The organism is Streptomyces sp. NPDC057445 (genome assembly GCF_042802855.1).
Lineage (GTDB): Bacteria > Actinomycetota > Actinomycetes > Streptomycetales > Streptomycetaceae > Streptomyces.
This window is the reverse complement of record NZ_JBHVDH010000016.1, coordinates 88,618-112,487: the sequence shown is the minus strand read 5'-3', so window position 1 is coordinate 112,487 and position 23,870 is coordinate 88,618. Positions and strand designations below refer to the sequence as shown.

Sequence of the window (23,870 nt, the reverse complement as noted above, 5' to 3'; positions counted from 1 at the left end):
TTGTGTACGCTTGTACGCATGGGATATGGACTGCTGGCCGCGGCCATCGCGGCAGAGGTGGCCGGCACGACGGCCATGAAGTACAGCGAGGGCTTCACCAGGCTGTGGCCCTCGCTGATCACCGTGGTCGGCTATGTGCTCGCCTTCACGCTGCTCGCCCAGACGCTGAAGACGATGTCGGTGGGCACTGCCTACGCGATCTGGGCCGGGGTCGGCACCGCCGCGGTGGCCGCGATCGGCATGCTCTTCCTGAACGAGTCCATGAGCCCCGCGAAGATCGCGGGCATCGTGCTCGTGGTCGCGGGCGTCATCGTGCTCAACCTCGGCGGTGCGCACTGATGGGTGGGGGAAGGAGGTACGACCCCGAGCGGCGGCAGCGCATCATCGACGCCGCGATCCGGGTGGCCGCGACCGGCGGCCTCTCGAGGCTCAGCCATCGCACGGTCGCGGCCGAGGCCGATGTGCCGCTCGGCTCGACGACGTACCACTTCGCCTCTCTGGACGAGCTGCTCATCGCCGCCCTGCGGCAGGCGAACGAGGGCTTCGGCAGGACGCTGCGGGAGAGCGGCGCGCTCGCCGCCCCGGACGCCGATCTCGCCGAAGTGCTCGCCCGGCTCATGGGGGAGTGGCTCGGTGGTGAACGCACCGGTGTGGAGCTGGAGTACGAGCTCTATCTGGCCGCCCTGCGCCGCCCGGCCCTGCGTCCGGTCGCGGCGGAGTGGACCGACGGGGTCGTCGACGTTCTCTCCCGCAGGACGGACCCGGTCACCGCGCGGGCGCTGGTCGCCCTGATGGACGGCATCTGCCTGCAGGTGCTGCTGACGGACGCGGTGTACGACGAGGCATACGCGAGGGAGATGCTGGGGCGGGTGCTGCGCTGACCGGTGGGTCCGACCCGTGTCGCCGCCGACACCCCGGAAGCCGGCCGGGGTCGGTGCCCGCCGCTCACCGGGCAGGCGCGGCCCGGCCAGGGAGACCCGCGACCGGGAGGTGAGACCGGTTGGCCCGTGCGCGGCCCCGCCGGTTAGGTTCTCCTCATGACCGACACCACTGCTCCTCGCACCACCGGCGCCGTCGCCGCCGGCCTTGCCACCATCGCCGGCGACGGTACCGTTCTCGACACCTGGTTCCCCGCTCCCGAGCTTGCCGACCAGCCCGGTCCGGCCGGTACCGAGCGCCTGTCGCCCGACCAGGCCGTGAACCTCCTCGGTGAGGGCGCTGTCAAGGCCGTCGGTCTGGACGCCCGCCGCGGGGTCGAGGCCGTCGCCGTCCGTACGGTCATCGCCTCGCTCGACGACAAGCCGCTCGACGCGCACGACGCCTATCTGCGTCTGCATCTGCTCTCGCACCGTCTGGTGAAGCCGCACGGCCAGAACCTGGACGGTCTCTTCGGGCTGCTCGCGAACGTCGCCTGGACCTCGCTCGGCCCCGTCGCGGTCGACGACGTCGAAAGGGTGCGGCTCAACGCCCGCGCCGAGGGCCTGCACCTCCAGGTCACCTCGATCGACAAGTTCCCGCGGATGACGGACTACGTCGCCCCCAAGGGCGTCCGGATCGCCGACGCCGACCGCGTCCGGCTCGGCGCGCACCTCGCCGAGGGCACCACCGTGATGCACGAGGGCTTCGTCAACTTCAACGCCGGCACGCTGGGCACCTCCATGGTCGAGGGCCGGATCTCCGCGGGAGTCGTGGTCGGCAACGGCTCCGACATCGGCGGCGGCGCCTCCACCATGGGCACCCTCTCCGGAGGCGGCAACGTCATCATCTCCATCGGCGAGCGCTGCCTGGTCGGTGCAGAGGCGGGCGTCGGGATCGCGCTCGGCGACGAGTGCGTCGTCGAGGCCGGTCTGTACGTCACCGCGGGCACGCGCATCACGATGCCCGACGGCCAGATCGTCAAGGCCCGTGAGCTCTCCGGCGCCTCGAACATCCTCTTCCGCCGCAACTCGGTGACCGGCGCCGTCGAGGCCCGCCCGAACAACGCGGTCTGGGGCGGGCTCAACGAGGTGCTCCACAGCCACAACTGACTCGTCCGTGTGACTGTGCGCAACTTCCGATGCCGGCGAGCGGATGAACAGGCCGACGCACAGTCACACAAAGAGTCAAGGCGAGGACCCGATATGAAGACCAGGCCGGTTGTACTGGGAACACTGGCGCTCATGGCCGCGGCGCAGCAGACCGGCACCGCGTCCGCCGACGAGGCGCACACCAACTCGCACAACGCGCCCGTCGTCTCGCTGATCTCGACCGGTCAGATCGACGACCCGCTCGAGGACGTCCTGGAGCACGCGGCGGTCTTCGGCGAGACCTACGTGTACGACTGAGCCGCCGGGACCGCTTCGTACGCCGCCAGCAGCCCGTCGACCGCCTTCCGGCCGGCGGGCTGCAGCGGTTCGCGGACCGGTCCGGCGGGCAGGCCGAGCGCGTCCAGCAGGGCCTTGGCGGTCACGGTGCCGGGCAGCCCGGAAGCCATCATCAGCTCCGTCAGCGGGACCAGGAGCTGATTGAGCTCCGCTGCCCGCGCGGTCCCGCCGGCGTCGAACGCGTCGAGGACCGCCCGCAGTCGACCCGGGACGACGTTCGCGACCGTACTGACGAAACCCGCGCCGCCCACGGCGTACAGCGGCAGGTTCAGTTCCTCGCTGCCCGAGTAGTACGCGAGCGAGGTCCGGGCGATCACCTTGGTGCTGCCGAGCAGGTCGTACGCGCAGTCCTTCACGGCCACGATCCGCGGATGGGAGGCGAGGCGCAGCATCGTCTCCGGCTCGATCCTGGTGCCGGTGCGGCCCGGGATGTCGTACAGCATCAGCGGAAGCCCGGTCGCGTCCGCGACCCGGCGGAAGTGCGCCTCGACGGCGCTCTGCGGCGGGCGGCTGTAGTAGGGGGTGACGACGAGGAGGCCGTCGGCGCCCGCCGCTGCGGCGGACCGGGCCAGCTCGACCGTGTGCCGCGTGCTCGCGCTGCCCACACCCGCGACGACGCTCACCCGGTCGCCCACGGCCTCGCGCACGGCCCGTACGAGCGCTGTCTTCTCGGCATCGGTGGTGGTGGGGGACTCGCCGGTGGTGCCGTTCAGCACGAGTCCGTCGCAGCCCCCGGCGACCAGGTGCGCGGCGAGCTTCCCGGCGCCCTCGAGGTCCTGTTCGCCCGCCGCGGTGAAGGGCGTGACCATCGCGCAGAGGGCGCGGCCGAACGGGCGGGGCGGTGTGCGGGGCGTCGTCGTCTCGGCAGTCATGTCCGCAGTTTCCGGCGTCCCCGTACTGAAGGTCCACTTAGTTCTCCTGGGGAGCAAGGGCAAGCAATGGTTAAGTGACGGGGGGTGGCGGTGGTCGCGGCACCTGTCGTGTGTCCGTCGTCACGGGACGTGTGCGACGGGAAGTCCGCCGACCGGCAGGACGTGCGTACCCGGTGACGGCAGGATGGCCGCATGATCCGCTCCATGCGCCTGGCCGCGCTCCCGCTCCTCCTCGCCCTCGCCGCCTGCGGTACGCAGCGGACCGCGGACGCACCGGGTGCCGGACCCGCCCCCGACAGGACAGCGCTCGAGGCACGGGCCCGGACCCTGGAATCCGCCATGGAGCTCATCTACGTCACCCGGGTGCAGGGGTTCGAGCTGGCGAAGCAGTCCCTCGGTCCGTCCGGGAACGACGGCTTCCAGAGCACGTACGTATCGGCTTCGGGCGGCGGCCGGATCCGGCTCGTCGTCGACCGGGGCAGCCTGACCGGCGCCGACTGCCCCTCCATCCACGTCGATGACGCCGACGCCGCGACGGTGCAGTGCGAGCCGGACGGCGATGCGACCTGGTACCGCACCTCCGGCGGCCGTCATGAGTACGCCCGCGCAGCGGACGGCCACATCGTCCGCGTGGCCGCCGACCGCTCCGCGGTGGACCGTTCCACCCTGCGTGAAGCGGCGGCCTCCGCCCATCGGGCCGACGACCGCGAGCTCGATGCGATCCTCCCCGAGGAGCGGTCCGCTCCGACCGCTCCGGTCGAGCGGGGTGATCTCCCACCCGTCGGCGACGGCGCACCGAACAACGACGTGGGCGCGGGAGGCTGAGCTTTCCCCGTTGACTTCAACTTCGGTTGAGGTTTCAGGATGGTCGTCGAAGCGGTGCACCACACGGGTGCCGCGAGCGAGGAGGACCATCATGAGCGTGCGGATGTCCACTGTTCCCGACCTCGCCCGAAGCGACGTCGGAGCGGTCAGGATCAGCAGTTGGCGCGTCGGGACGCCCGAGCGGCAGAAGGCCGCCGTCGAGGCCATGGCGGCCGCCTGGCAGCGCGGGGACTGGCCGGATCCGGGGCTGCTGTCCTACAGCGTGTACACGAGCAACGACGGAGAGACCCTGCTGCACTACACACAGTGGGCGAGTGACGAGGCCTTCGAGGAGTTCCTGCGCACCAGGCGTGCCTTCAAGGAGACGTGGAACGCCGAGGTCGACGCCGCCGTGCCGGGCATCGAACGGCTGGGACTGCACGCCTACGAGCTCTACCGCAGCGGCGGACGGCGGGGGTCGGACGACCGCACCCCGGGCTGCGTGGTGATCGTGGAGGTCGAGTTCGACGGGCCCGACGCCGCGCGGCAGCGCGCCTGGGTCGACGCCGTGTTCGCCGCCCTCGCGAGCGATCCGCACACGCCTCCCGGCGGAATGGCGGCGCACTTCCACACCGGTACGGACGGCACCCGGGTCGTCAACTACGCCGAGTGGGAGAGCGAGCAGGCCCACAAGGACGCACTCGAAGCCCCCGGAGACGGTGTCGGTTCGCGCACGGAGCAGTGGGAGCGCGTACAGCGCCATCCCGGGCTCAGGAGCAGCCGCGTCACGCGCTACACGCCCGCGCTCAGCATGAGCGCGGGCGTGTAGGCGGCGGTGGGCGCTTACGGGCGGAAGCGCAGCACCTGCGGGTCGTGGTCGCTGTTCTGGTCCGCGAACTCCGCGTTGATGTGCACGCTGTCGTAGCTGAAGTCGTCGATCGAGGGGCTGGTCAGGATCTGGTCCAGCACCTGGCTGTTGCCCTGGAAGACGTACGAGTAACGCTCGCTGCGCGGCAGGGACTTGATCGCCGGGTACAGCGCGCCGCCGTCGGTCAGCGCCTTCGTCGTCGCCGAGAACTCGAAGTCGTTGATGTCGCCGAGGACGACGACATCGGCGTTGCACTGCTTCTTCAGGATGTCCTTGACGAAGGTGTTGACGGCCTTCGCCTGCTCCAGGCGCTTGGCCTCCGAGGAGCGGACCGGCGGCTGGTGGTGCGAGGTCAGGCTTTCGTCGCCGCCCTTCGAACCGAAGTGGTTGGCGATGACGAAGACCGTGCGGCCCCGGAAGACGAACTCGCCCGCGAGCGGCTTGCGGCTGGCCTCCCAGGCGGTGTTCGCGGGGTCGATCCGGCCGGGGGAGAGGGTGAGCGCAGCGCGGCCCTTCTCCTTCACGACGCCGGTCGCGGCCGTCGCGTCGCCGCCGGAGCGGTCGGTGAAGGAGACCCGCTCCGGGTTGAACAGGAAGACCTGGCGGATGTTTCCGCCGGGCTCGCCGCCGTCCTTGTTGTTCTCCGGGTCGACCGAGCGCCACTCGTACGCCGGGCCGCCGGCCGCCACGATCGCGTCCGTGAACTTCTTGACCGTCGCGTCGGCGGCGACCGTGCCGTCGTTCTTGGCGCCGTTGTTGTCCTGGATCTCCTCCAGGGTGACGATGTCGGGCGAGGACAGGTTCTCGACGACGGCCTTCGCCAGCGCGTCGAACTTCTCCTGCGGGTCCGTCGGGTCCAGGTTCTCCACGTTGTACGTGGCGACCGCCAGCTCGCCGCGGCGCTGCGGACGGGTCGACTCGCGCTCCAGCTCGTTGTCGACGACCGTGCCGAGGGTGCGGGCGCCGATCGTGTAGCCGCCGAACTGGTTGAAGTCCAGCGGGCCCTCGGTCGTGCCGGACAGCACATCGCCGACGTTCGCCTTGGGGAACGGCTGCTCGGCGAGCGGGATCAGCGACTGGATCTGCAGCCGGCCCGTGTTCTGGGACTCGTACGAGCCGTAGCGCGCACCGCCGCGCGAGGTCGGGTTCTCCCGGGGCTTCACGGTGACCCAGAGCTCGGAGTACGGGTCGGTGGCGCCGACGACGCGCGCGGTGCCGATGCGTACGTTGCTGCCCTCGAGCGACTCGTAGTAGTCCAGGGCGTACGAACCGGGCTTGAGCGGCAGCGCGTTGATGCTGTTCGCGGCGGCAGGGTCGCCCTCGGGGGCGTACGCCGACGGGACGGACCTTGCGGAGACGACGACCGGGGCGGGCAGTTCGTTGCCGGAGGACACCACGGTGACGGCCGGCTTGGAGATCTGCGTGATCGACTGGTTGCCGGAGTTCAGGCCGCCGGGGACGAACTCGCCGACCGTGCCGGAGACCTTGACCGCGTCGCCGACGGCGACGGTCGGGGTGGAGCCGGTGAAGACGAAGAGGCCCTCGCTGGTGGCCGGGTCGGCGTCCGCCTGCGGGTCCTGGAGCCAGAAGCCGCGGGAGGAGCCGTACGTACGGACGCCGATGACGATGCCCTCGACGTCCTTGACCTGCTGTCCGACGAGCGGACTCGTGCGGGTGGTGCCCTGGACGTCGTGAATGCGTACGCCGGCCGCGTCGGCCGTGATGTCTGCGTCGGCGGCGGCCGAGGAGGAGCCGGCGAGCAGACCGGAGGCCAGGGCGGTGGCCATGACGGTCGCGACGGCGGCGGATCTCGGTATCGAAGGCATCGGAGAACTCCGGAATGAGGGTTGGGGGGTGGTTCGTGTATCTACGCGCGTCAATCTCTTGTGTCGGCAAGGGAGTTGTCAAGAGCTGCCGGGTGTACGGCGGTTGACGGGTACATGAACCGGGTGGCATGGGGTGAAATGCGTCTACGCTGGGGGCCGCCCCGAGCCGGCCGCCCGCAGCCGGTACGCGCAAGCCGAGGAGAGTCACCAGATGTCAGGAGACCGCCCCGCCGGACGCCCCGCCCTGCCGCCGGTGCGGCTGCACTCGGACGCGGAGCTGGCTCGGGAAGCGCTCGGCACGCCGCTGCTGTCACGGGCCGTGCGCCTCGCGCGCTGGGCCGGGCCGCGGACGACGGTCGGCGCGGGCGGGGTGCTCGCGGAGGAAGAACTCCCCGCGGCTGCAGAGGCGTTGGGGCTCCCTGCCGACCGGGACGGGGCGGCAGACGCCAGCGAGGCCTGGCGGATCGCCGTGGACACGGGGCTCGTCGAGGTCCTCGGCCCCGAGGACGAGAGCGCGGGCGAGGACGAGGGCGGCGAGCAGGGAACGGTCACCACGGGAGTCAATCTGCCGCTGATCACCGGAGGCAGCCCGAAGGACATGCTCGCGCTCTGGCAGGACGCCTTCGACGCGGTCTTCGCCGATGCGATCTCACCCGTCCTGGACGATCTGTCCGACGTCGTCGGCGAGGACGGCCGGATCGACTTGGAAGCGCTCGGCTGGGACCCCGAGGCGGAGGCGGAGTTCCTCGACGACGTTCTCGGCAATCTGTATCTGCTCACCGTGTCGTCGGAGGGCGGCGCGGTGACCGGGGGTGCTTCGCACGCCGAGGGCCGTGGGGGAGGGCCGGTGCCCCTGCCCGCGCTCGCGGCGTCGGTGATCGTGCCCGACGACATGGGGGAGCCCACCGACGACGTCCTCGAGCAGGTGTCGGAGGCGATGATGCGGCTGGACGAACAGTTCCGGCTGCTGGAGCCGATCGGTCTGGTGGAGTACCGGCCGGTCGACGAGGCGCTGATGGTGGAGGAGGGCGCCGAGACCGCCCCGGCGGAGTCCGCGGAGTCCGCGGAGTCCGCCGAGTCGGCCGAGGACGACGAGGACGTCTCCCGGTACGGGCTGGTGAAGCTCACGCCGCTCGGGCTGTACGGCGTCAGGGCCCGCCTGCTGGAGGCGGGTGTGGCGGCGCCGGCCCTGGGCGACCTCGCGGGCAAGGGCGCCGACGCGCTGCTCGACGGCGTGGCGTACTACCCGGAGGTATCGGCGCGGACGGAGACCGTCGAGTGGCTGGCACGGCGTGAACCGGTGGACGCCGCCCGGGAACTGCTGGTCGCCGCGCGCGGCACGGACCGGCGTGCGCCGCTGCGTCGGCTGCATTGTCAGCAGGCACTCTCGCTCCTCGGCCCGGAGGCCGAGCCCGCCGTGCGTGACGTCCTCGACGACCGGGAGCTGGGCGGGCTCGCCCGGGTGTGGCTCGCGGAGCGGGGTGCCGTGGATGTGCCCCCGCCGTCGGAAGCCATGATCTTCTGGCTCGCTGTCGACACGATCGCGGCACAGCTCGACACCGACGGGGACCTGGAGGAACTGCGGGACCTGGTGGAGGGGCTGATCGGGCGGCACAGCGGGTTCTTCGAGGCCGCGTGGCGTGTGGATCACCCGGCGACGGCGGACGTCCTTGAGGCGATGGGGCGGCTGCACCGGGACAAGAAGACGGCGAAGGACGCCCGCAAGGCGGCCTTCAAGGCCCGCTCCCGGCCGGGGGCGTGACCGTTCCCCGCTGAGCCCCGTCCCGTGGTCACCGGGCTCCACGCCGGGCCGGTCCGCCTGGCCGGGTCCGGCGGCCCGGGCCTGTGCAGGGCCACGCTTGTGGCCCGGCGGACCGACCCGGCGGGCATCAGCGGGGGGCGTGGCGCCTCGGCGGGAGGCCCGGTGACCAGGCCGTGCCGCCGGTCCGTCGCGTGCCCGAAGCCCGGTGGCGGCAAGAGAATCGAGGCGCCGCCGGGGTCTTCTCCGGGACCGGCGGCCGTGGTGGACTGTGCCGCGGTCGCCGTACGGGATGCGAACGCCGCATGACCGCTCCGCTCCGGGCCCGGGGTGCGCCGCCGGCGAGGACACGACGACCTGCGGCGAGCCCGATTCATGGAAGCGGGCCACTCGGTCCTGTGCGATGTCGCGCAGAGTTCAACCGCCGTTTATGCGTGAGCGGGAGCGTTGCCCCGCAGACTGCCACCGCCACCACTCCAGGCACCACTCCACCCCAGCGCTCAGGAGACCGCGATGCCGCTCAGCCGCAGGGAATTCACCCGACAGTCCGCGCTCACGGGCGCCGGTGTCGTCCTCACCGGCGCCGTCGGGACACTCGCCACCGCCCCCGGCGCACTCGCCGCCGAGGACAACACCGGGCAGACGGCCGCCGAAGCCGCCGGTCACGACCACCACGAGAACGGCCCCGGCTACGGTCCGCTCCTCTCCGACCCGAAGGGAATCCTCGCCCTTCCCGCCGGGTTCTCGTACCGGGTCATCACCCACAGCGGCGTCACCAAGCTGGAGTCGGGCGAGTTCACCCCGTCCAACCACGACGGCACCGCGACCTTCGAGGGCCCTCGCGGCGTCACCCTGCTCGTCAACAACCACGAGCTCAAGGGCGCCCGTTCCAAGTGGCAGTACCCCGTTCCGCTCACGGACGGCCTCGTCTACGACCCGGCCGCGGCCGGCGGCTGCACCATCGTCGAGACGCACCGCGACGGCCGCACCGCCGAGTGGGTCGGCATCGCCGGTACCTCCACCAACTGCGCGGGCGGACGCACCCCGTGGGGCACCTGGCTGACCTGCGAGGAGAACTCCGACAGGGCCGGCCAGAACGGCATGACCAAGGACCACGGCTATGTCTTCGAGGTCGACCCGTACGACCGGCGCGCCAACCGCCACCCCAAGCCGGTCAAGGCCTTCGGGCGCTACGACCACGAGGCCGTCGTCGTCGACCCGAAGCGCGGTCACGTCTACCTCACCGAGGACGCCGCCGGCCCCAACGGGCTCTTCTACCGCTGGGTCCCGCCGACCGGGTTCCAGCACGGCCGCGGCAGGCTGCGGCACATCCCCGACGACGCCGGTGTCCTGCAGGCGCCCAAGTGCTACGACGCGGGCGGCCGTCACGTCGACGACCTGTCACGCGCCACCCGCATCGGCACGGTCTACGGCGTCGACTGGACCGATGTCCCCGACCGTGACGCCAAGGACGTGGCGGTGCGCAGGCAGTTCCGCGACGGCGATGTCACCCGGGCGCGCAAGCTCGAGGGCATGTGGTGGGCGGACGGCGGCGCGTACATCGTCTCCTCGTACGCGCGTGACGAGAGCCCGGGCCTGCCGCACGACGGCCAGGTCTGGTTCTACGACCCCCGTCGCCGGACCCTCACCCTCAAGGTGCTGCTGGGGGTCAACGCCGACCCGTCGAAGGACGGTGCCTTCGACGGCCCCGACAACATCACCGTCTCGCCGTACGGCGGTCTGATCATCGCCGAGGACGGCGAGGGCGTGCAGCATCTGTTCGGCGCGACCGAGAGCGGCCGGACGTATCCGATCGCCCGCAACGAACTGAACATCGGCACCGAGGAGGAGCCGGAGTTCAGCGAGTTCACCGGCGTGGTCTTCTCGCCCGACGGGCGGACGCTGTTCGCCAACATCCAGACGCCGGGCATCATGGTCGCCGTCACCGGCCCCTGGAAGCGCTCGCGCCCCTGCTGATCCCGCGGCGGAAAAACCCTTGGCACGGACCCGGCCCGCGTCCCTAGAGTGATCCATGTCCAGGTGCGCAGGCAGGACCTACTTCCACTCATAATGGGGAGGTCACGGGTTCGAGTCCCGTCGCCGGCACTCATGCCGGTGTAGCTCAGGGGTCAGAGCACCAACACGTCGGTTCCGCCGAACTGTCCTCTGGACAACACAACTTCATGCACCTCCCGGTGTGCAGGCTGCGGTTACTTGTCTTCCAAACAATTCCAGCCGCCGCCACCTTGATCTCGGGAGGCTCAGCATGCGATGAGAGGTGCCCGGTGCGCAGGCAACGGATACTTCATGGGGAACCGCCGGTTGCGGGTTCGAGTCCCGTCACGTCTTCGGGGCGTGTAGCTCAATCGGGTAGAGCAGCAGTTATATGGACCGTCGCCGACTCCTGAACTCGGGCTCCTTCTCGTCGTTCTCACCGCTGTGCCTCCCCTCGTACGTCGAATTCGGGGGAATTCACATGGCACGCTTCAACACCCGTTCCGCACGCCCCGCGGGCGGCACCTCGCCCGTGCGGTCCACCGGCCGCACCCCGACCCACCAGGGCGGCGTCGGTGCACAGCGCGACGCACGCTCCGAGCTCTTTCTGCTCGCGGTCGCCAACTTCGTCTCCCAGCAGACCTTCCACGAGTCCGGCGACGCCCGTGACAACCGCTTCGGCGCGCTCGTCCGCGGTCTCGCCGTCGAGGACCCGGAGTGGACCGCCGGCCTGCTCGGGTGGCTGCGTACCGACGCCGGCATGCGGACGGCCTCGCTCGTCGGCGCCGCCGAGTACGTGAAGGCCCGACTGGACGCGGGCGCCACCGAGGGCCCGGCGAACCGGCAGGTCGTCGCGTCCGTGCTGCGCCGGGCCGACGAGCCAGGAGAGCTGCTCGGCTACTGGACCTCGCGTTACGGGCGGGCCGTGCCCAAGCCCGTGAAGCGCGGAATCGCCGACGCCGTACGCCGCCTCTACAACGGCAAGACGCTGCTCAAGTACGACACCGCGGCCAAGGGCTACCGCTTCGGCGACATCCTCAACCTCGTGCACGCCTCGCCCGACCCCGAGAAGCCGTGGCAGGGCGAGCTGTTCCGGTACGCCCTCGACCGCCGGTACCACCCGGACACGGCCGTCCCGCCCCCCTCGAGCCGGGTGCTGACCGCCCACCGGGCGCTGATGGCGCTGCCGGTGACCGAGCGTCGTGCTGTGGTCACAGGACCGGACGGCGCGACACGGCTGGCCGAGGCCGGGATGACCTGGGAGGCACTGGCGGGCTGGCTGCAGGGGCCGATGGACGCGGCGGCCTGGGAAGCCATGATCCCGTCCATGGGCGCGATGGCACTGGTCCGTAACCTGCGGAACTTCGACGAAGCAGGGGTCTCCGACGAGGCAGCCGCGCGTGTAGCGGCGAAGATCTCGGACCCGGAAGTCGTCGCGGCCTCGCGGCAGTTCCCCTTCCGCTATCTGGCCGCGTACCAGCACGCCCCGTCGCTGCGCTGGTCGTACGCCCTGGAGAGGGCGCTCGGGCACTCGCTGGCGAATGTGCCCGCGCTGCCGGGCCGGACGCTGATCCTGGTGGACCGTTCGGGCTCGATGTGGGCGCCTCTGTCGGACCGCTCCCAGCTCAACCGGGCCGACGCGGCGGCGATCTTCGGTACGGCCCTCGCGATGCGGGCGGCCGACGCCGATCTGGTCGAGTTCGGCACCACCAGCTCCGCCGTGAAGTACCGCAGGGGTGATTCGGTGCTCAAGGTGCTCGCTCGCTTCGGTGACCTCGGCGGGACGAACACCACAGAGGCGGTCCGCAAGCACTACGGGAAGCACGACCGTGTCCTGATCGTCACCGATGAGCAGGCCATGTACAGCCACCACGGCGATCCGACCGCGCAGGTCCCGGCGCACATCCCCGTCTACACATGGAACCTGGCGGGATACCGGCCCGGTCACGGCCCCTCCGGAGAGGGCAATCGCCACACCTTCGGGGGCCTGACCGACACCGCGTTCCGGACGGTTCCGCTCCTGGAGTCGGGCCGGGACGCAAACTGGCCCTGGCTGAGGGCTTGAACCGGTGGCGGCCGAAGGGCGCATACTTCTGGTAATGACAAAGTCAGCCGGACCCCGGCGCCATCTGCCCTCCAGTCCCTTCAACCGCCCCACCCCGGAAAGCCCGCCGATCGAGCAATTCGATGTGGGCGACCGGGTCTCGCATGATCAGTTCGGACTCGGAAGAGTCATCGCCGTCGAGGGCACGCACGCTGTGCTCATCGACTTCTCGGGGCGACAGGGAAGGATCCTGAGCCCCTACTCCAAACTGTCCAAACTCTGAACGAGGCGATCCCGGGGCCGCCGCGGACGCGGCGGCCCCGGACGTCGTCACCGGAATGTCGTCACCAGGACGACGTCACAGTGCCTGGGCCGCGGGCTTGACCATGCCGCGGACCGTGCGGGACTTCACAAAATCGCCCAGTGCGGTCATTTCCCACTCGCCGGAGAACTGGCGGATGAGCTTGGCCATCATGACCCCGGTCTGCGGCTCGGCGCCGGTGAGGTCGAAGCGGACGAGCTCCTCGTCCGTCGCGGCATCGATCAGCCGGCAGTAGGCCTTGGCCACCTCGGTGAACTTCTGGCCCGAGAAGGAGTTGACCGTGAAGACGAGGCCCGTGGCCTCGGCCGGAAGCCGGCCCAGGTCCACGACGATCACCTCGTCGTCGCCCGCACCCTCACCGGTCAGATTGTCGCCGGAGTGCTTGATCGCGCCGCCCAGGATGGAGAGCTTGCCGAAGTAGCAGCTGTCCAGATGATTCCGCTGCGGACCGTACGCGATCACCGACGCGTCCAGGTCGATGTCCTTGCCCCGGAAGGCGGGCTCCCAGCCGAGGCCCATCTTGACCTGGGAGAGCAGCGGCCTGCCGCCCTTGACCAGGGACACCGTCTGGTTCTTCTGGAGGCTGACGCGGCCCTTGTCCAGGTTGATCTTTCCCGTGCCGGGCGCGGACGGGGCGGCGGGCGGTGCCGCCGGAGGCGCGGGCGGCACGGCCACGCGCGGGTCCGCGGCGGGGGCGGACACGGGCGTCGGCGCGGGTGCGGGAGCGGCGGCCGGCTCCTCATCGACCGAGACACCGAAGTCGGTGGCGATACCCGCCAGCCCGTTCGCGTACCCCTGCCCGACCGCGCGAGCCTTCCACGCCCCGTTCCGGAGATAGATCTCCACGACCACCAGCGCCGTCTCCGTCGCCAGGCTGGGCGGCGTGAAGGTCGCCAGCGCGGAGCCGTCGTCGGCGTTGCGGATCGTGGCCGTGGGCTCGATGCCCTGGAAGGTCTGGCCCGCCGCGTCAGGGCTCGCCGTGACCACGATCTTCTCGATCCCGGCCGGGACGGCCGCGGTGTCGACGATGATCGCGTCGGGCGCCGTACCCCCGCCGGACCGGTAGGTGACGCCGGGCCCGGTCGGCTGGTTGTAGAAGATGAAATCGTTGTCGGAGCGCACTTTGCCGTCGGCCGTGAGCAGCAGGCCCGAGACGTCGAGCCGCACCGGGGCGGCGACGTCCACCGCCACGCGCGCGGCGGTCAGGGGGATGTTCGAGCCGGGGGTCATAGCTGTCATGCCGGGGTAACGAGCGACGTGGCTTTGCCGTTCCCTTACCTTCGGCCGAACGGTCCGGGCTCCTTCCTCGGCCTCAGCGCCGGCCGGAGCGGTTCCTCGGGTGAAGACGGGCGGTGCGCTCGTTACCGAACCGGTACGCGCCCGTCCAGCGGGCCATCACCAGCTGCGCGTCACCCGACTCGACCTCGGCCAGGAACTTGTCCGCCCGCGCACCGCGCAGTGTGCCGGCGGCGCGGCCGTGATGGGTGATGACGACGGTGCCGTCGCCCCGCTGCTCGTAGTGGAAACCGGATGGTCTGGGCATGGTCCGTATCCTGCCGGTGTCCGCCGCGCCGGGCATCCGGTTTTCCGCAGGACCGGCTCAGCGCGGCCAGACGGGCGGGTCCGTGACGAAGTGCCCACCCAGGTAGGCATGGGCCCGGTCGTCCGGGTCGAGCTCGCCCTGTTCGGCGACGAGCTTGTCCGCGAACTGCTCCGAGTCGTCCTGGGGCTCGTAGCCGAGCGCACGCGCCGACGACAGATCCCACCACAGACGGGTGTTGGCCGACGATCCGTACACGAGGGTGTGGCCGACGCCCTCGGCGGTGAGCGCGGCGTGGAAGAGGCGGGCTGCGTCACCCGGGCTCAGCCACACGGACAGCATGCGCACATCACTGGGCTCCATGAGGCAGGCACCGATCCGGACCGATACGGTCTCGATGCCGTGCCGGTCCCAGTAGAACTGCGCGAGGTCCTCGCCGAAGCCCTTGGACAGGCCGTAGTGGGTGTCGGGGCGCCGGGGTGTGTCGACGGGGATGAGCGCGTCGCCCTCGCGCGGGCGCGGGGTGAAGCCGACCGCATGATTGCTGGAGGCGAAGACGATGCGCCGCACGCCTTCCTCACGGGCGGCCTCGTAGAGGTTGTACGTGCCTTCGATGTTCGCCCGGAGGACCTTCTCGAAGGGCGCCTCCAGGGCGATGCCCGCCAGGTGGACGATCGCGTCGACGCCCCGTACGGCCTCTCGCAGCGCCTCCTTGTCGGCGAGCTCCGCGATGATCGCGCCGGGTTCCCCTTCGATGAGCGTCATGTCGAACAGGCGGAGCTCGTGGCCGTACGCGGGCAGCAGCCCCCGCATCAGGGTGCCCAGGCCCCCGGCTGCGCCGGTGAGCAGGACGGTGCGGGGTGCGGGCACGGGCGGTGCGGGCATGAGCGGGTTCCCCTCGGTATGACGCGGGCACTCGGACGGATGCGGGGGAGCGTCCCCCGCGTGGACACGCCGCCGGGCGGTCCACGCGGCGTCAAGTTTCCCGCCACGGGGCCCGGTCCGCTCCCGGGTTGCGCATTTCCGTCAACCGGGCCGCCGGCCTCCCCCGGCGGTCGCGGCGCTCCCGCGCTCGCCCGACGGCCGTCAGCCACACCGCCACCGCCACCCCGAGCGCCCCCACGACCGGGAGCAGTGTCCGCACATCCACCACCGCGACCAGACCCGCACCGAGCGCCAGTGCCACGGCGTTCGGTGCGAACAGAAGGGTGTTGGCGCTCGCCGCGGCCCGGCCCAGTACCGCGTCCGGCGTCTCCCGCTGCACCGCCGTCATCGCCGCGATCAGCACACACGGCAGTCCGAGCCCGATCGCCCCGCTCGCGGACAGCGCCACCGCGTCGTACGGCAGCGACCGCAGTGCGACGGCCACCGAGAACAGCGCGATGCCCGCCGCCGCGAAGACCCGGTGGGGCAGCCGTCGCAGCAGTGGTCCCGCGACCAGGCCCACCAGTACGGAACCGGCGCCCTGCGCCGCGTACAGCATCCCCGCGAACGCGGGCGGGTGCCCCAGCACGTCGTCCGCCACCGCGTACAGCGCCGCGCCGTTCAGCCCGGCCAGCAGCATCGTGGCGCCGCCCGCCGCTACGAGTTGCCGCAGCACGGGCGAGCCCCACACAAAGCGCACCCCCGCCGACGTCCGGGCCCGCAGTCCCGGCGCATCGCGGACCGGCGCCTGCTCCCTGACCTCCCGCACCCGCATCAGCGCGAAGACCCCGGCGGCCATCGCGAACGTCGCCGCGTCGAGCAGCGCCACCGCCGCCCCGCCGAACCGGGCGAACAGCCCGGCCGCCACCAGGGGCGCGATCAGCTTCATGCCCTCGCTCGCCGTCATCCGCAGCCCGCTCAGGTCGGCGAGCAGCCGCCGGTCGACCGAGGCCGCCACCAGCGCGGCCTCCGCCGCCTCCTGGAGGACGCCGCCGGCTCCGTACACCGCGAGGACGCAGAACAGCAGCCACAGCCGGTCCGCGGAGTCGAGCAGCAGCAGCGAGGGCAGAAGCAGGGCCATCGTGACGTTGACCGCGATGAGGAGCGGCCGTCTGCGCACGCGGTCGGCGACCGTCCCGAGGAGCGGCCCGGCAAGCACCGGCGCCCACATCGCGAAAACCGTCAGCGCCGCCAGACTGTCCGAGCCGGTGAGCGACTTCACCCAGATGCCGGAGACCAGCCACATCGCGGTCGTGCCGAAGCCGGAGGCGACGACGCCGAACAGATAGAGTCCCGCGTTGCGGTCTGCCAGGACCTTGATCCCCACCATGCGGTCATGCTGGCAGGAGTACCGGCACGGCCGGATGGGGCAGTTGCCCTACTTTCCGGCGGGGCAGCTCCTCAGGGCGCCGGTGATGTGGCGCGGCGAGAACCTGAGCAGCCTCCCCGACGGGAACGAGCCGGCCGGCCCGCAGCGCGGGAGAACAGGAGAGGCCATGCCGCAGGTGCAGGAGCGCAACGCCGTCGACCGGTACTTCAGGATCAGCGAACGCGGTTCGACCCTCGCGCGTGAGGTCCGGGGCGGCTTCGCCACGTTCTTCACGATGGCCTACATCCTCGTACTCAACCCGATCATCCTCGGCAGCGCCGAGGACAAGTTCGGCCACCAACTTTCCGGCCCGGCACTCGTCACCTCCACCGCGCTGGTGGCCGCCGTGATGACGGCGATCATGGGCCTCGGCGGCAATCTGCCGCTCGCTCTCGCCGCGGGCCTCGGTCTGAACGCCGTCGTCGCCTATCAGCTCGCGCCGCTGATGAGCTGGCCCGATGCCATGGGCCTGGTGGTCATCGAGGGCATCGTCATCTGTGTCCTGGTCGTCACCGGGCTGCGCGAGGCCGTCATGCACGCCATCCCGCAGCAGCTCAAGCAGGCGATCAGCGTCGGCATCGGCCTCTTCATCGCGTTCATCGGCTTCATCGACGCGGGCTTCGCGACCCGTATCCCCGGTGAGACGGGAGCCGTGCCCGTACAGCTGGGGGCGACCGGGCAGCTCACGGGATGGCCGGTGCTCGTCTTCTGTCTCGGGGTTCTGCTGACCATCTCGCTGCTGGCCCGCAAGGTGCGCGGCGCGATCCTCATCTCCATCGTCACGATGACGGTCGTCGCGATCGTCATCGACGCGATCGCCAAGATCGATCCGCTCGACTGGGGCCTCACCGTGCCCGACGTGCCCGGCAGCGTCATCGCCGCCCCCGACTTCGGGCTCGTCGGCGACTTCAGCCTGTTCGGGGCCTTCGGCCAGGTAGGGGCGGTCACCCTCGTCCTGCTGGTCTTCACCCTCCTCCTGAGCGACTTCTTCGACACCATGGGCACGGTCGTCGGTGTCGCCAACGAGGCGGGCCTCCTCGACGAGAACGGCGACGTCCCCAACCTGGGCCGTGTGCTGCTCATCGACGGCGCGGCCGCGGTGGCGGGCGGTGTGGCCTCCGCCTCGTCAGCGACCGCCTACATCGAATCCGCGGCGGGCGTCGGCGAAGGCGCCCGCACCGGCTTCGCCTCGCTGGTCACGGGCGGGCTGTTCGCCCTCGCGCTCTTCTTCACCCCGCTGGCCACGGTCGTCCCGGCCCAGGCCGCGGCTCCCGCGCTCGTCGTGGTCGGCTTCCTGCTGATGACCCAGGTCCGGCACATCGACTGGCTGAGATACGAGATCGCCATCCCGGCCTTCCTGACGATCGCGGTGATGCCGTTCACGTACTCCATCACCAACGGCATCGGCGCGGGCTTCATCGCCTACGTCGTCCTCAAGACGGTGCTCGGCAAGGCGCGTGAGATCCACTGGCTGCTGTGGAGCACGACGGCACTGTTCGTCGTCTACTTCGCGATCGACCCGATCGAGCAGTTGCTGGGCGTCAGATAGGCCTGGGCGGGGTCGAGACCCGGGCCGCCGCGTGGGACGCGGTGCGCCGGGTGCGGTGCGTCGCAGCGCGGCGGGTCACCGGGCGACCGTCACATCCGCACGCGCATCCGCGCCCTTCCGGGGGCGAGGGGCACGCCGTCCTTCGTGCCACAGTGCCGCGCCCGTGACGGCCGCGCCGAGTCCCTCCCACAGCCCGACCCCCAGAAAGCCGGAGGGGGCACGCCCGGTGATCACCGCAAGGGTGAAGACCGCGCAGGTGAGCAGGCGGAAGGGGACCGTCCAGCGGAAGAAGGGCTTCCAGTCCGCCAGGGACGCCAGAATGTAGTAGACGCCCATATTGACCGCGGCCATCGAGGAAGCGGTGACAAAGACCAGGGTGTGGTCACCCTCCGCGCGGCGGGAGTCGGCCATGGGCGCGAAGCCCATGAGGCTGAGCAGGGCATCCGGAGCGATCAGCCCCACCAAACCCAGAGCGGCGGCGAGGACGCCGAACACCGCCATGGTCCAGCCGGACAGGGAACGGGGCATGGCGCGCACGGAAGTCCTCCGGATACAAGGGGAGTTGAAGCTTGTATGGCCCTGCATACCGTGCGCCCCGCCCCGCCCGCCAACCGGGGGTGCCCGGCCGGGCGTGAACGCGCCGAGGGACGAACGGCCCGGACCCGGCCGTTCCGGTCCGCCGGGATTCTCAGGGAATCCTCATCCGTGCCGCGCCGGGCCGGCCACGCGCGCCGGAGCTCGTTCCGCCAGGTCAGGACCGGCTCCGCCAGGTCAACGGGGGATGATGAAGCCCGATTCGTACGCCGCGATCACCGCCTGCGTGCGGTCCCGGGTGCCCGTCTTCGCCAGGACCGCGGCCACATGGGTCTTCGCCGTGGCCGGGCCGACCTGCAGCCTCCGCGCGATCTCCGCGTTGGTCAGACCTTTCGCCATCAGCCGCAGCACGTCCGCCTCGCGTGCGGTCAGGCGCGCGGCCCACGCCGGCCTACCGGGCTCGGGGCGGACGTGGGCGGCGGCGAGGCCGCGCAGGGCGGCCGGGTAGAGGAGCGAATCACTGCGGGCGACCAGTCGTACCGCCGCCACCAGATCCTCCGCGGCGGCCCGCTTGAGCAGGAAGCCCGCGGCGCCCGCGCGCAGTGCGTCGTACACGTACGAGTCGTTCTCGAAGGTCGTCACGACCACGATCCGCGGGGGACCGTCGAGCGAGCCGAGAATCTGCTGCGTGGCGCGGATACCGTCGATCCCGGGCATACGGACGTCCATCAGGACCACGTCGGGCCGCAGCTCCCGCACCACCGACACGGCCTCCGCGCCCGTCGCCGCCTCCCCGGCCACCTCCAGGTCCGGCTCGGCGTCCAGGATGACCCGTAGTGCGGTACGGACCATCCGCTCGTCGTCGGCGAGGACGACCCGGATCGTGCTCATCGCGCACCGCCCAGCGGCAAGCCGGCGGTCAGCCGCCAATTTCCGTCGTGCGGGCCCGCCTCCGCGTGGCCGCCGCGCAGCGCTGCCCGTTCGGCGATGCCCCGCACCCCGCGGCCGCCGCGCGGCCGGACCACCGGCGCGGTGTCCGGCAGCGGGTTCTCCATCGTGATCCGCAATTCCCCGTCCTTCACCGAGATGTTCAGCGACACCGGCGAGGAGCCGCCGTGCCGCAGAGCGTTGCTCAGTCCTTCCTGCACGATGCGGTAGGCGTCGCGGGAGACCGGGCCGGGGACGGCGGCGGGATCGGCGGCGAGATCGCAGGTGACCTTCAGCCCGCTGTGTGCGAGGAGGGTGTCCAGGCCGTCCAGAGCGGGACCGGCCGCCTCGTGCGGCTCGTCGTCCTGCCGCAACACGCCGAGCACGGTGTCGAGTTCGCCGACCGTGCGGCGTGTCGTCTCCTCGATCGCGGTCAGGGCCTCCCGTACGAACTCCCTGTCGCCCGGCGCATCGCTGTCCAGGACCCGGCGCGCGGCGCCCGCCTGCAGGGTCACGGCACTCAGCGCATGACCCACCGAGTCGTGCAGCTCGCGGGCGAGGCGGTTGCGGGCGGCGAGCTCGGCGGCCCGGCGTTCGGCCGCCGCAAGCCGGTCGTCGGGCGTCGGCCCCAGCAGGACCGTCGCCTGCCGGGCGAGCAACGCCCCTGCCCCGGCCGCGCACGCTGCGAGCGCCAGCAGCATCGCGGCCCCGGCGAACGGGGCGAGCGCCAGGACCCAGCCGTTGTCCAGTGACGTGGGCAGCCGCACCCAGTCCCGCAGCCCCGCGAAGAGCGGCAGCAGCGCTGTCGTCACCGCGAACGGCGGCAGCGCCAGCGACGCCCCGGCGACCAGGCCGCCGAGCCCCAGATGCAGGGTGAACCAGCCCGCCGTACGCGCCTTGGCCGCCCGGGTCCTGGCGGGCCCGTCCGCGAACCGGTCGCCGGGCACCCCGCACAGTGCCCGTGCCGCCGCCACCGACATCGGCCGGGTCAGCGGGAACATCGCGGTCACCGCGGCGAGCGGCAGGGCGAAGGCGTAGGACCCGAACTGCACGACGAGCGAGTCGGAGAACATGCTGTCCGCCCCGGCGAGTGGGCCGACGACCACCGTCCCCAGCAGCCAGTACGGCATCAGCAGCGCGCCGCCCAGGATCAGATGGACCCAGCGCCGCCGGGCACGGGAGCCGAACAGCGTCCCGAGTGCTCCCCTCACGCCCCGCGCCGCCGCAGGAAGGAGGACGTTCCGGTGACCACCAACAGACCGACGATCATTCCGACAGCGTAGGTCAGCACCATCAACCCCGTTGGTCCTTCGGCTCCTTCGCCGCCGGGCAGTACGGCGGCGATCAGCAGCCAGACGCCCCAGCAGCCCACCGCGCCAGAACCCAGCCAGGCCATGCAGATCGGCACCGCCACCGGCAGCGAGCGCCCCACGCCCCCTCCGAGGCCGAAGGCGAGCATCAGCATGCCGGCCACGGCGACGGCCACGTAGGCGGCACTGACGGCCTCGAGGACATAGAAGTCCGCGGTGCGCCGGTCCACCTGGGAGGTGGCGAGCCCGGTTGTCGCACCGGATGCCCACAGCAGCCGCATCACGGCGGGAAACAGCGCGAGGACGGCCCCGGCCACGGCGCCCGCCTTCAACAGCCGCCCTGCGTCAGGGGCGTCGGCGAGACGGCCCCGCCACAGATGGCCCCAGCGCTCGCGTGCGTACAGCACGAACAGCGCGCCGAGCGACAGTCCCTGCACGATGAAGCCCGTGTAGACGACGCCGAAGACCCACTCGTCGAGGAAGGGCTCGTTCGCGCTGTCCGTCGGACCGGCCCCGGTCGCGGCCCTGACCAGCAGCGTGACCGGGAACCCGACCATGATCGGCAGGAGCAGGCCGCCGGCGGCCCACATCGGAACGGCGAGCAGCCACGCCGGTACCCGCCTCCCCCAGCCCTGGGTGAGCAGGAGGGCGAGGACGATGACGGCGCTGTCCATGACCACGGTCACGCTGTTGGCGACCGCCATCGGACCGCGGTGCTCCAGCAGCACACTGCCGTCGGGAATGCCGATGCGGCTTCCCGCGATCCAGGCGATCTTGAGGGCGAGATACGGCACGCAGGACGCCACGACGACGGCGCGCAGGGCCCTGAGGCCGCGGCCCGGCCAAGGAGTGGAGGGTGGCTGGGGTGTGGTGGAGAGCGCTGTCCATGTCATGCCCTGCACACTTCCGGTCGGCGGCCCGCGGTACGTCCTGCGTGATGACGAACCGCCTCCGCCGTTCGGCGGAGGCGGTTCGTCGCAGAGTCGCAAGTGGCCCACTCCAGGGGCCCGGAAATGTCCCATGAAGTGGGCCGCTCCCAGCTCTAGAGTGATCATCATGACGACGAAGAACGAGACGAAGAGCCAGACGGACGAGTCCGTGATCGCCCCGGTCCTCACCCGCGCCGCAGAGGCCGAGACCACCGCCGACCCGAGCAGCGTGATGACCCTGCTCGCCGACTCCGGCACCACCGGCGGCGCGCTGACCAGCTACCGCTCCACCTTCGCCAAGGGCGCGGTGGGCGCGCCGGCCCACTTCCACACCCGCGCCTCTGAGATGTTCTACGTCATCGGCGGCTCGCTCGAGGTGCTGGTGAACGAGGAGCTCACCGTGCTGGAGGCGGGCGACTTCCTGCTCGTACCACCGCACACCCCGCACGCCTTCGCCGCCGCGCCCGGGGCGGAGGCCGACGTGCTGTTCGTGTTCACGCCGGGCATGGCGCGCTTCGACTATCTGCGGCTGCTGGGCCGCGTCATGCGAGGCGAGGCGAGCCCACAGGAGATCAAGGACTCTTCGGAGCTCTACGACAATCACTACGTCAACAGTCCGGTGTGGCAGGAGGCCCTCGGCCGCCGAGCGTGAGCAGCAGCTCCTCGGGCTCCTCGCCGCGCGCACGGGCGGAAGCCGCGGTCCCCGGCCGGTGACGGCGCAGCCGCACGTGGCCAGGGCGCGGAGCGAGACGCTGTCCTCGGCGGCGCGGAAAGGGCGGCGGACGCTCGCGTACCTCGGTCGGCAGCGCACGCAGCGCGGCGGTGGTCACGCCAAGTCCCCGAGCAGGCGCGGTCGATCCAGTACGTCACCCGAAGGCCGCCCCGGCTCCCCGTGCACGCGGACGCTTCCCGCGTCCGCGGCCGGTGCGCGCCGAAGCGGGCCCGGTCCACCGGCCCCGCAGGGCCGAACGCAGTCGTCCGCCCGGCCCTGGGGGTCCTGGAACCGCGTGAGGCCTCCGGGTCCTGAACCGCAGGGGGACGGATCGAGGTCCGGCGCCCCGGCCCGCCGCGGGTGCAGCTCCGTCAAAGCCTCCGCGTCGCCAGCGTCAGCCGGTCCCGCGCGTCGAACAGCGCGTCCTTGATCATCTGCTCATGGGCCGGAGTCAGCCTGGCCACCGGGACCGAGCAGCTGATCGCGTCGCGCGCCGGGGTGCGGTAGGGAATGGCGACGCCGAAGCAGCGCAGCCCCAGCGTGTTCTCCTCGCGGTCCACGGCGTACCCCTGCTCGCGGATCTGGCGCAGCTCCTCGATGAGCCGCTCGCGGTCGGTGATGGTGTTGGCAGTGAGCGCGGGCAGCGTCTCCGGGAGCATCCTGCGGACCTGCTCGTCGCTGTGGGTGGCGAGCAACGCCTTGCCGAGCGAGGTGGAATGGGCGGGCAGCCGGCGGCCGACGCGTGTGAAGGGGCGCAGATAGTGCTGCGACTGACGGGTGGCCAGGTAGACCACGTTGGTGCCGTCGAGCCGGGCCAGATGGATCGTCTCGGTGGTGTCGTCAGAGAGCCGGTCGAGCGTGGGCCGGGCGGCCGCGACGACCTCGTCGCCGTCGATGTAGGACGTACCGACGAGCAGGGCGCGTACACCGATGCCGTAGCGCGTGCCCGTGGCGTCCGTCTCGACCCAGCCGAGCTCCACGAGGGTGCGCAGCAGCATGTAGAGGCTGGACTTGGGGTAGCCCACGGCCTCCTGCACGGCGGCGAGCGAGTGCATTCCGGGGCGTCCCGCGAAGTACTCGAGCAGTTCCACCGTCCGTACCGCGGACTTGACCTGTGCCCCACCCTGCTCGGCTGCCATGGCCCTTGACCCCTTCAAACGCCCGGAAATAGAGTCCCCACATCCCGAGGATTCATCATCGGGAACTCTGTTCAGAATACCGAA

At 71.3% G+C, this 23,870-nt stretch carries 23 protein-coding genes; 12 read left to right on the top strand and 11 right to left on the bottom strand.

The features are described 5' to 3' along the window. Positions 1–18 precede the first annotated feature (18 nt). The 4 genes from ACFU5O_RS27445 to ACFU5O_RS27430 all read left to right on the top strand — a co-directional run bounded on the left by ACFU5O_RS27445 (position 19) and on the right by ACFU5O_RS27430 (position 2,324). Positions 19–339 carry a DMT family transporter gene (locus ACFU5O_RS27445; RefSeq protein ID WP_384244608.1) on the top strand — a complete coding sequence of 107 codons (321 nt, stop codon included), beginning with the start codon at positions 19–21 and terminating at the stop codon, positions 337–339. Next, the gene (locus ACFU5O_RS27440; protein WP_384244606.1) at positions 339–881 is read left to right on the top strand and encodes a TetR/AcrR family transcriptional regulator; all 543 of its coding nucleotides are present in this window, start codon (positions 339–341) and stop codon (positions 879–881) included. Before ACFU5O_RS27445 ends, ACFU5O_RS27440 begins: the two co-directional genes overlap by 1 nt. A gap of 156 nt (positions 882–1,037) precedes the next feature. Further along, on the top strand, positions 1,038–2,027 hold the full coding sequence (gene dapD / locus ACFU5O_RS27435; protein ID WP_384244605.1) for a 2,3,4,5-tetrahydropyridine-2,6-dicarboxylate N-succinyltransferase: 990 nt from the start codon (positions 1,038–1,040) through the stop codon (positions 2,025–2,027). 93 nt (positions 2,028–2,120) lie between these two features. Beyond that, on the top strand, positions 2,121–2,324 hold the full coding sequence (locus tag ACFU5O_RS27430) for a hypothetical protein (RefSeq protein ID WP_384244604.1): 204 nt from the start codon (positions 2,121–2,123) through the stop codon (positions 2,322–2,324). Here the strand turns inward: ACFU5O_RS27430 and dapA are convergent. Further along, entirely contained in the window at positions 2,309–3,235 is a 927-nt protein-coding gene (dapA, locus tag ACFU5O_RS27425; RefSeq protein ID WP_384244603.1) for a 4-hydroxy-tetrahydrodipicolinate synthase, read from the bottom strand. The two genes, ACFU5O_RS27430 and dapA, sit on opposite strands and share 16 nt — an antisense overlap. Before the next feature lie 192 nt (positions 3,236–3,427). Between dapA and ACFU5O_RS27420 the strand changes: the two genes are divergently transcribed. Together ACFU5O_RS27420 and ACFU5O_RS27415 are read left to right on the top strand one after the other, a co-directional pair. Beyond that, positions 3,428–4,060 carry a hypothetical protein gene (locus ACFU5O_RS27420; protein WP_384244602.1) on the top strand — a complete coding sequence of 211 codons (633 nt, stop codon included), beginning with the start codon at positions 3,428–3,430 and terminating at the stop codon, positions 4,058–4,060. 91 nt (positions 4,061–4,151) lie between these two features. Then, the gene (locus ACFU5O_RS27415) at positions 4,152–4,868 is read left to right on the top strand and encodes an antibiotic biosynthesis monooxygenase (protein ID WP_384244601.1); all 717 of its coding nucleotides are present in this window, start codon (positions 4,152–4,154) and stop codon (positions 4,866–4,868) included. Between the two features lie 14 nt (positions 4,869–4,882). Here ACFU5O_RS27415 and ACFU5O_RS27410 read toward each other — a convergent pair whose 3' ends face one another. Beyond that, on the bottom strand, positions 4,883–6,733 hold the full coding sequence (locus ACFU5O_RS27410; RefSeq protein ID WP_384244599.1) for an endonuclease/exonuclease/phosphatase family protein: 1,851 nt from the start codon (positions 6,731–6,733) through the stop codon (positions 4,883–4,885). A gap of 211 nt (positions 6,734–6,944) precedes the next feature. Between ACFU5O_RS27410 and ACFU5O_RS27405 the strand changes: the two genes are divergently transcribed. From ACFU5O_RS27405 to ACFU5O_RS27390, 4 genes are all read left to right on the top strand, one after another. After that, positions 6,945–8,495: a hypothetical protein gene (locus ACFU5O_RS27405; protein ID WP_384244598.1), complete on the top strand. Its 1,551-nt coding sequence runs from the start codon at positions 6,945–6,947 to the stop codon at positions 8,493–8,495. A gap of 510 nt (positions 8,496–9,005) precedes the next feature. After that, positions 9,006–10,469, top strand: coding sequence for an alkaline phosphatase PhoX (locus tag ACFU5O_RS27400; RefSeq protein WP_384244597.1), 1,464 nt, complete (start codon positions 9,006–9,008; stop codon positions 10,467–10,469). A 499-nt stretch (positions 10,470–10,968) separates the two neighbouring features. Continuing rightward, the gene (locus tag ACFU5O_RS27395) at positions 10,969–12,552 is read left to right on the top strand and encodes a TROVE domain-containing protein (protein WP_384244664.1); all 1,584 of its coding nucleotides are present in this window, start codon (positions 10,969–10,971) and stop codon (positions 12,550–12,552) included. Between the two features lie 34 nt (positions 12,553–12,586). Next, positions 12,587–12,814 carry a hypothetical protein gene (locus ACFU5O_RS27390; protein ID WP_384244596.1) on the top strand — a complete coding sequence of 76 codons (228 nt, stop codon included), beginning with the start codon at positions 12,587–12,589 and terminating at the stop codon, positions 12,812–12,814. A gap of 75 nt (positions 12,815–12,889) precedes the next feature. Here the strand turns inward: ACFU5O_RS27390 and ACFU5O_RS27385 are convergent, their stop codons facing one another. The 4 genes from ACFU5O_RS27385 to ACFU5O_RS27370 form a co-directional block, all read right to left on the bottom strand. Then, a complete protein-coding gene (locus ACFU5O_RS27385; protein WP_384244662.1) occupies positions 12,890–14,083 on the bottom strand; it encodes a TerD family protein in 1,194 nt (397 codons plus the stop codon). Positions 14,084–14,165: 82 nt separating this feature from the next. Continuing rightward, positions 14,166–14,396 (bottom strand): hypothetical protein, encoded by a 231-nt coding sequence (locus tag ACFU5O_RS27380; RefSeq protein WP_384244595.1) that lies wholly within the window; start codon positions 14,394–14,396, stop codon positions 14,166–14,168. A 57-nt stretch (positions 14,397–14,453) separates the two neighbouring features. Continuing rightward, positions 14,454–15,263 carry an NAD-dependent epimerase/dehydratase family protein gene (locus ACFU5O_RS27375; RefSeq protein WP_384244661.1) on the bottom strand — a complete coding sequence of 270 codons (810 nt, stop codon included), beginning with the start codon at positions 15,261–15,263 and terminating at the stop codon, positions 14,454–14,456. 106 nt (positions 15,264–15,369) lie between these two features. Beyond that, positions 15,370–16,647, bottom strand: a complete 1,278-nt coding sequence (locus ACFU5O_RS27370) for an MFS transporter (protein WP_384244594.1) — start codon at positions 16,645–16,647, stop codon at positions 15,370–15,372. A gap of 166 nt (positions 16,648–16,813) precedes the next feature. Here ACFU5O_RS27370 and ACFU5O_RS27365 point away from each other — a divergent pair, with 166 nt between their 5' ends. Continuing rightward, positions 16,814–18,235, top strand: a complete 1,422-nt coding sequence (locus ACFU5O_RS27365) for an NCS2 family permease (protein ID WP_384244592.1) — start codon at positions 16,814–16,816, stop codon at positions 18,233–18,235. Between the two features lie 75 nt (positions 18,236–18,310). Here the strand turns inward: ACFU5O_RS27365 and ACFU5O_RS27360 are convergent, their stop codons facing one another. From ACFU5O_RS27360 to ACFU5O_RS27345, 4 genes are all read right to left on the bottom strand, one after another. Continuing rightward, positions 18,311–18,763: a hypothetical protein gene (locus ACFU5O_RS27360; protein WP_384244590.1), complete on the bottom strand. Its 453-nt coding sequence runs from the start codon at positions 18,761–18,763 to the stop codon at positions 18,311–18,313. Positions 18,764–19,006: 243 nt separating this feature from the next. Then, positions 19,007–19,660 (bottom strand): response regulator, encoded by a 654-nt coding sequence (locus ACFU5O_RS27355; RefSeq protein ID WP_384244589.1) that lies wholly within the window; start codon positions 19,658–19,660, stop codon positions 19,007–19,009. Then, positions 19,657–20,907 (bottom strand): sensor histidine kinase, encoded by a 1,251-nt coding sequence (locus tag ACFU5O_RS27350; protein ID WP_384244588.1) that lies wholly within the window; start codon positions 20,905–20,907, stop codon positions 19,657–19,659. The genes ACFU5O_RS27355 and ACFU5O_RS27350 overlap by 4 nt, the downstream gene beginning before the upstream one ends. Then, entirely contained in the window at positions 20,904–21,899 is a 996-nt protein-coding gene (locus ACFU5O_RS27345) for a hypothetical protein (protein WP_384244586.1), read from the bottom strand. The genes ACFU5O_RS27350 and ACFU5O_RS27345 overlap by 4 nt, the downstream gene beginning before the upstream one ends. A 163-nt stretch (positions 21,900–22,062) precedes the next feature. Between ACFU5O_RS27345 and ACFU5O_RS27340 the strand changes: the two genes are divergently transcribed. Continuing rightward, positions 22,063–22,587, top strand: coding sequence for a cupin domain-containing protein (locus ACFU5O_RS27340; protein ID WP_384244585.1), 525 nt, complete (start codon positions 22,063–22,065; stop codon positions 22,585–22,587). A gap of 431 nt (positions 22,588–23,018) precedes the next feature. On the opposite strand, the gene ACFU5O_RS27335 is transcribed toward ACFU5O_RS27340, so the two are convergent. Continuing rightward, entirely contained in the window at positions 23,019–23,786 is a 768-nt protein-coding gene (locus tag ACFU5O_RS27335; RefSeq protein WP_384244584.1) for an IclR family transcriptional regulator, read from the bottom strand. Positions 23,787–23,870: the final 84 nt, after the last annotated feature.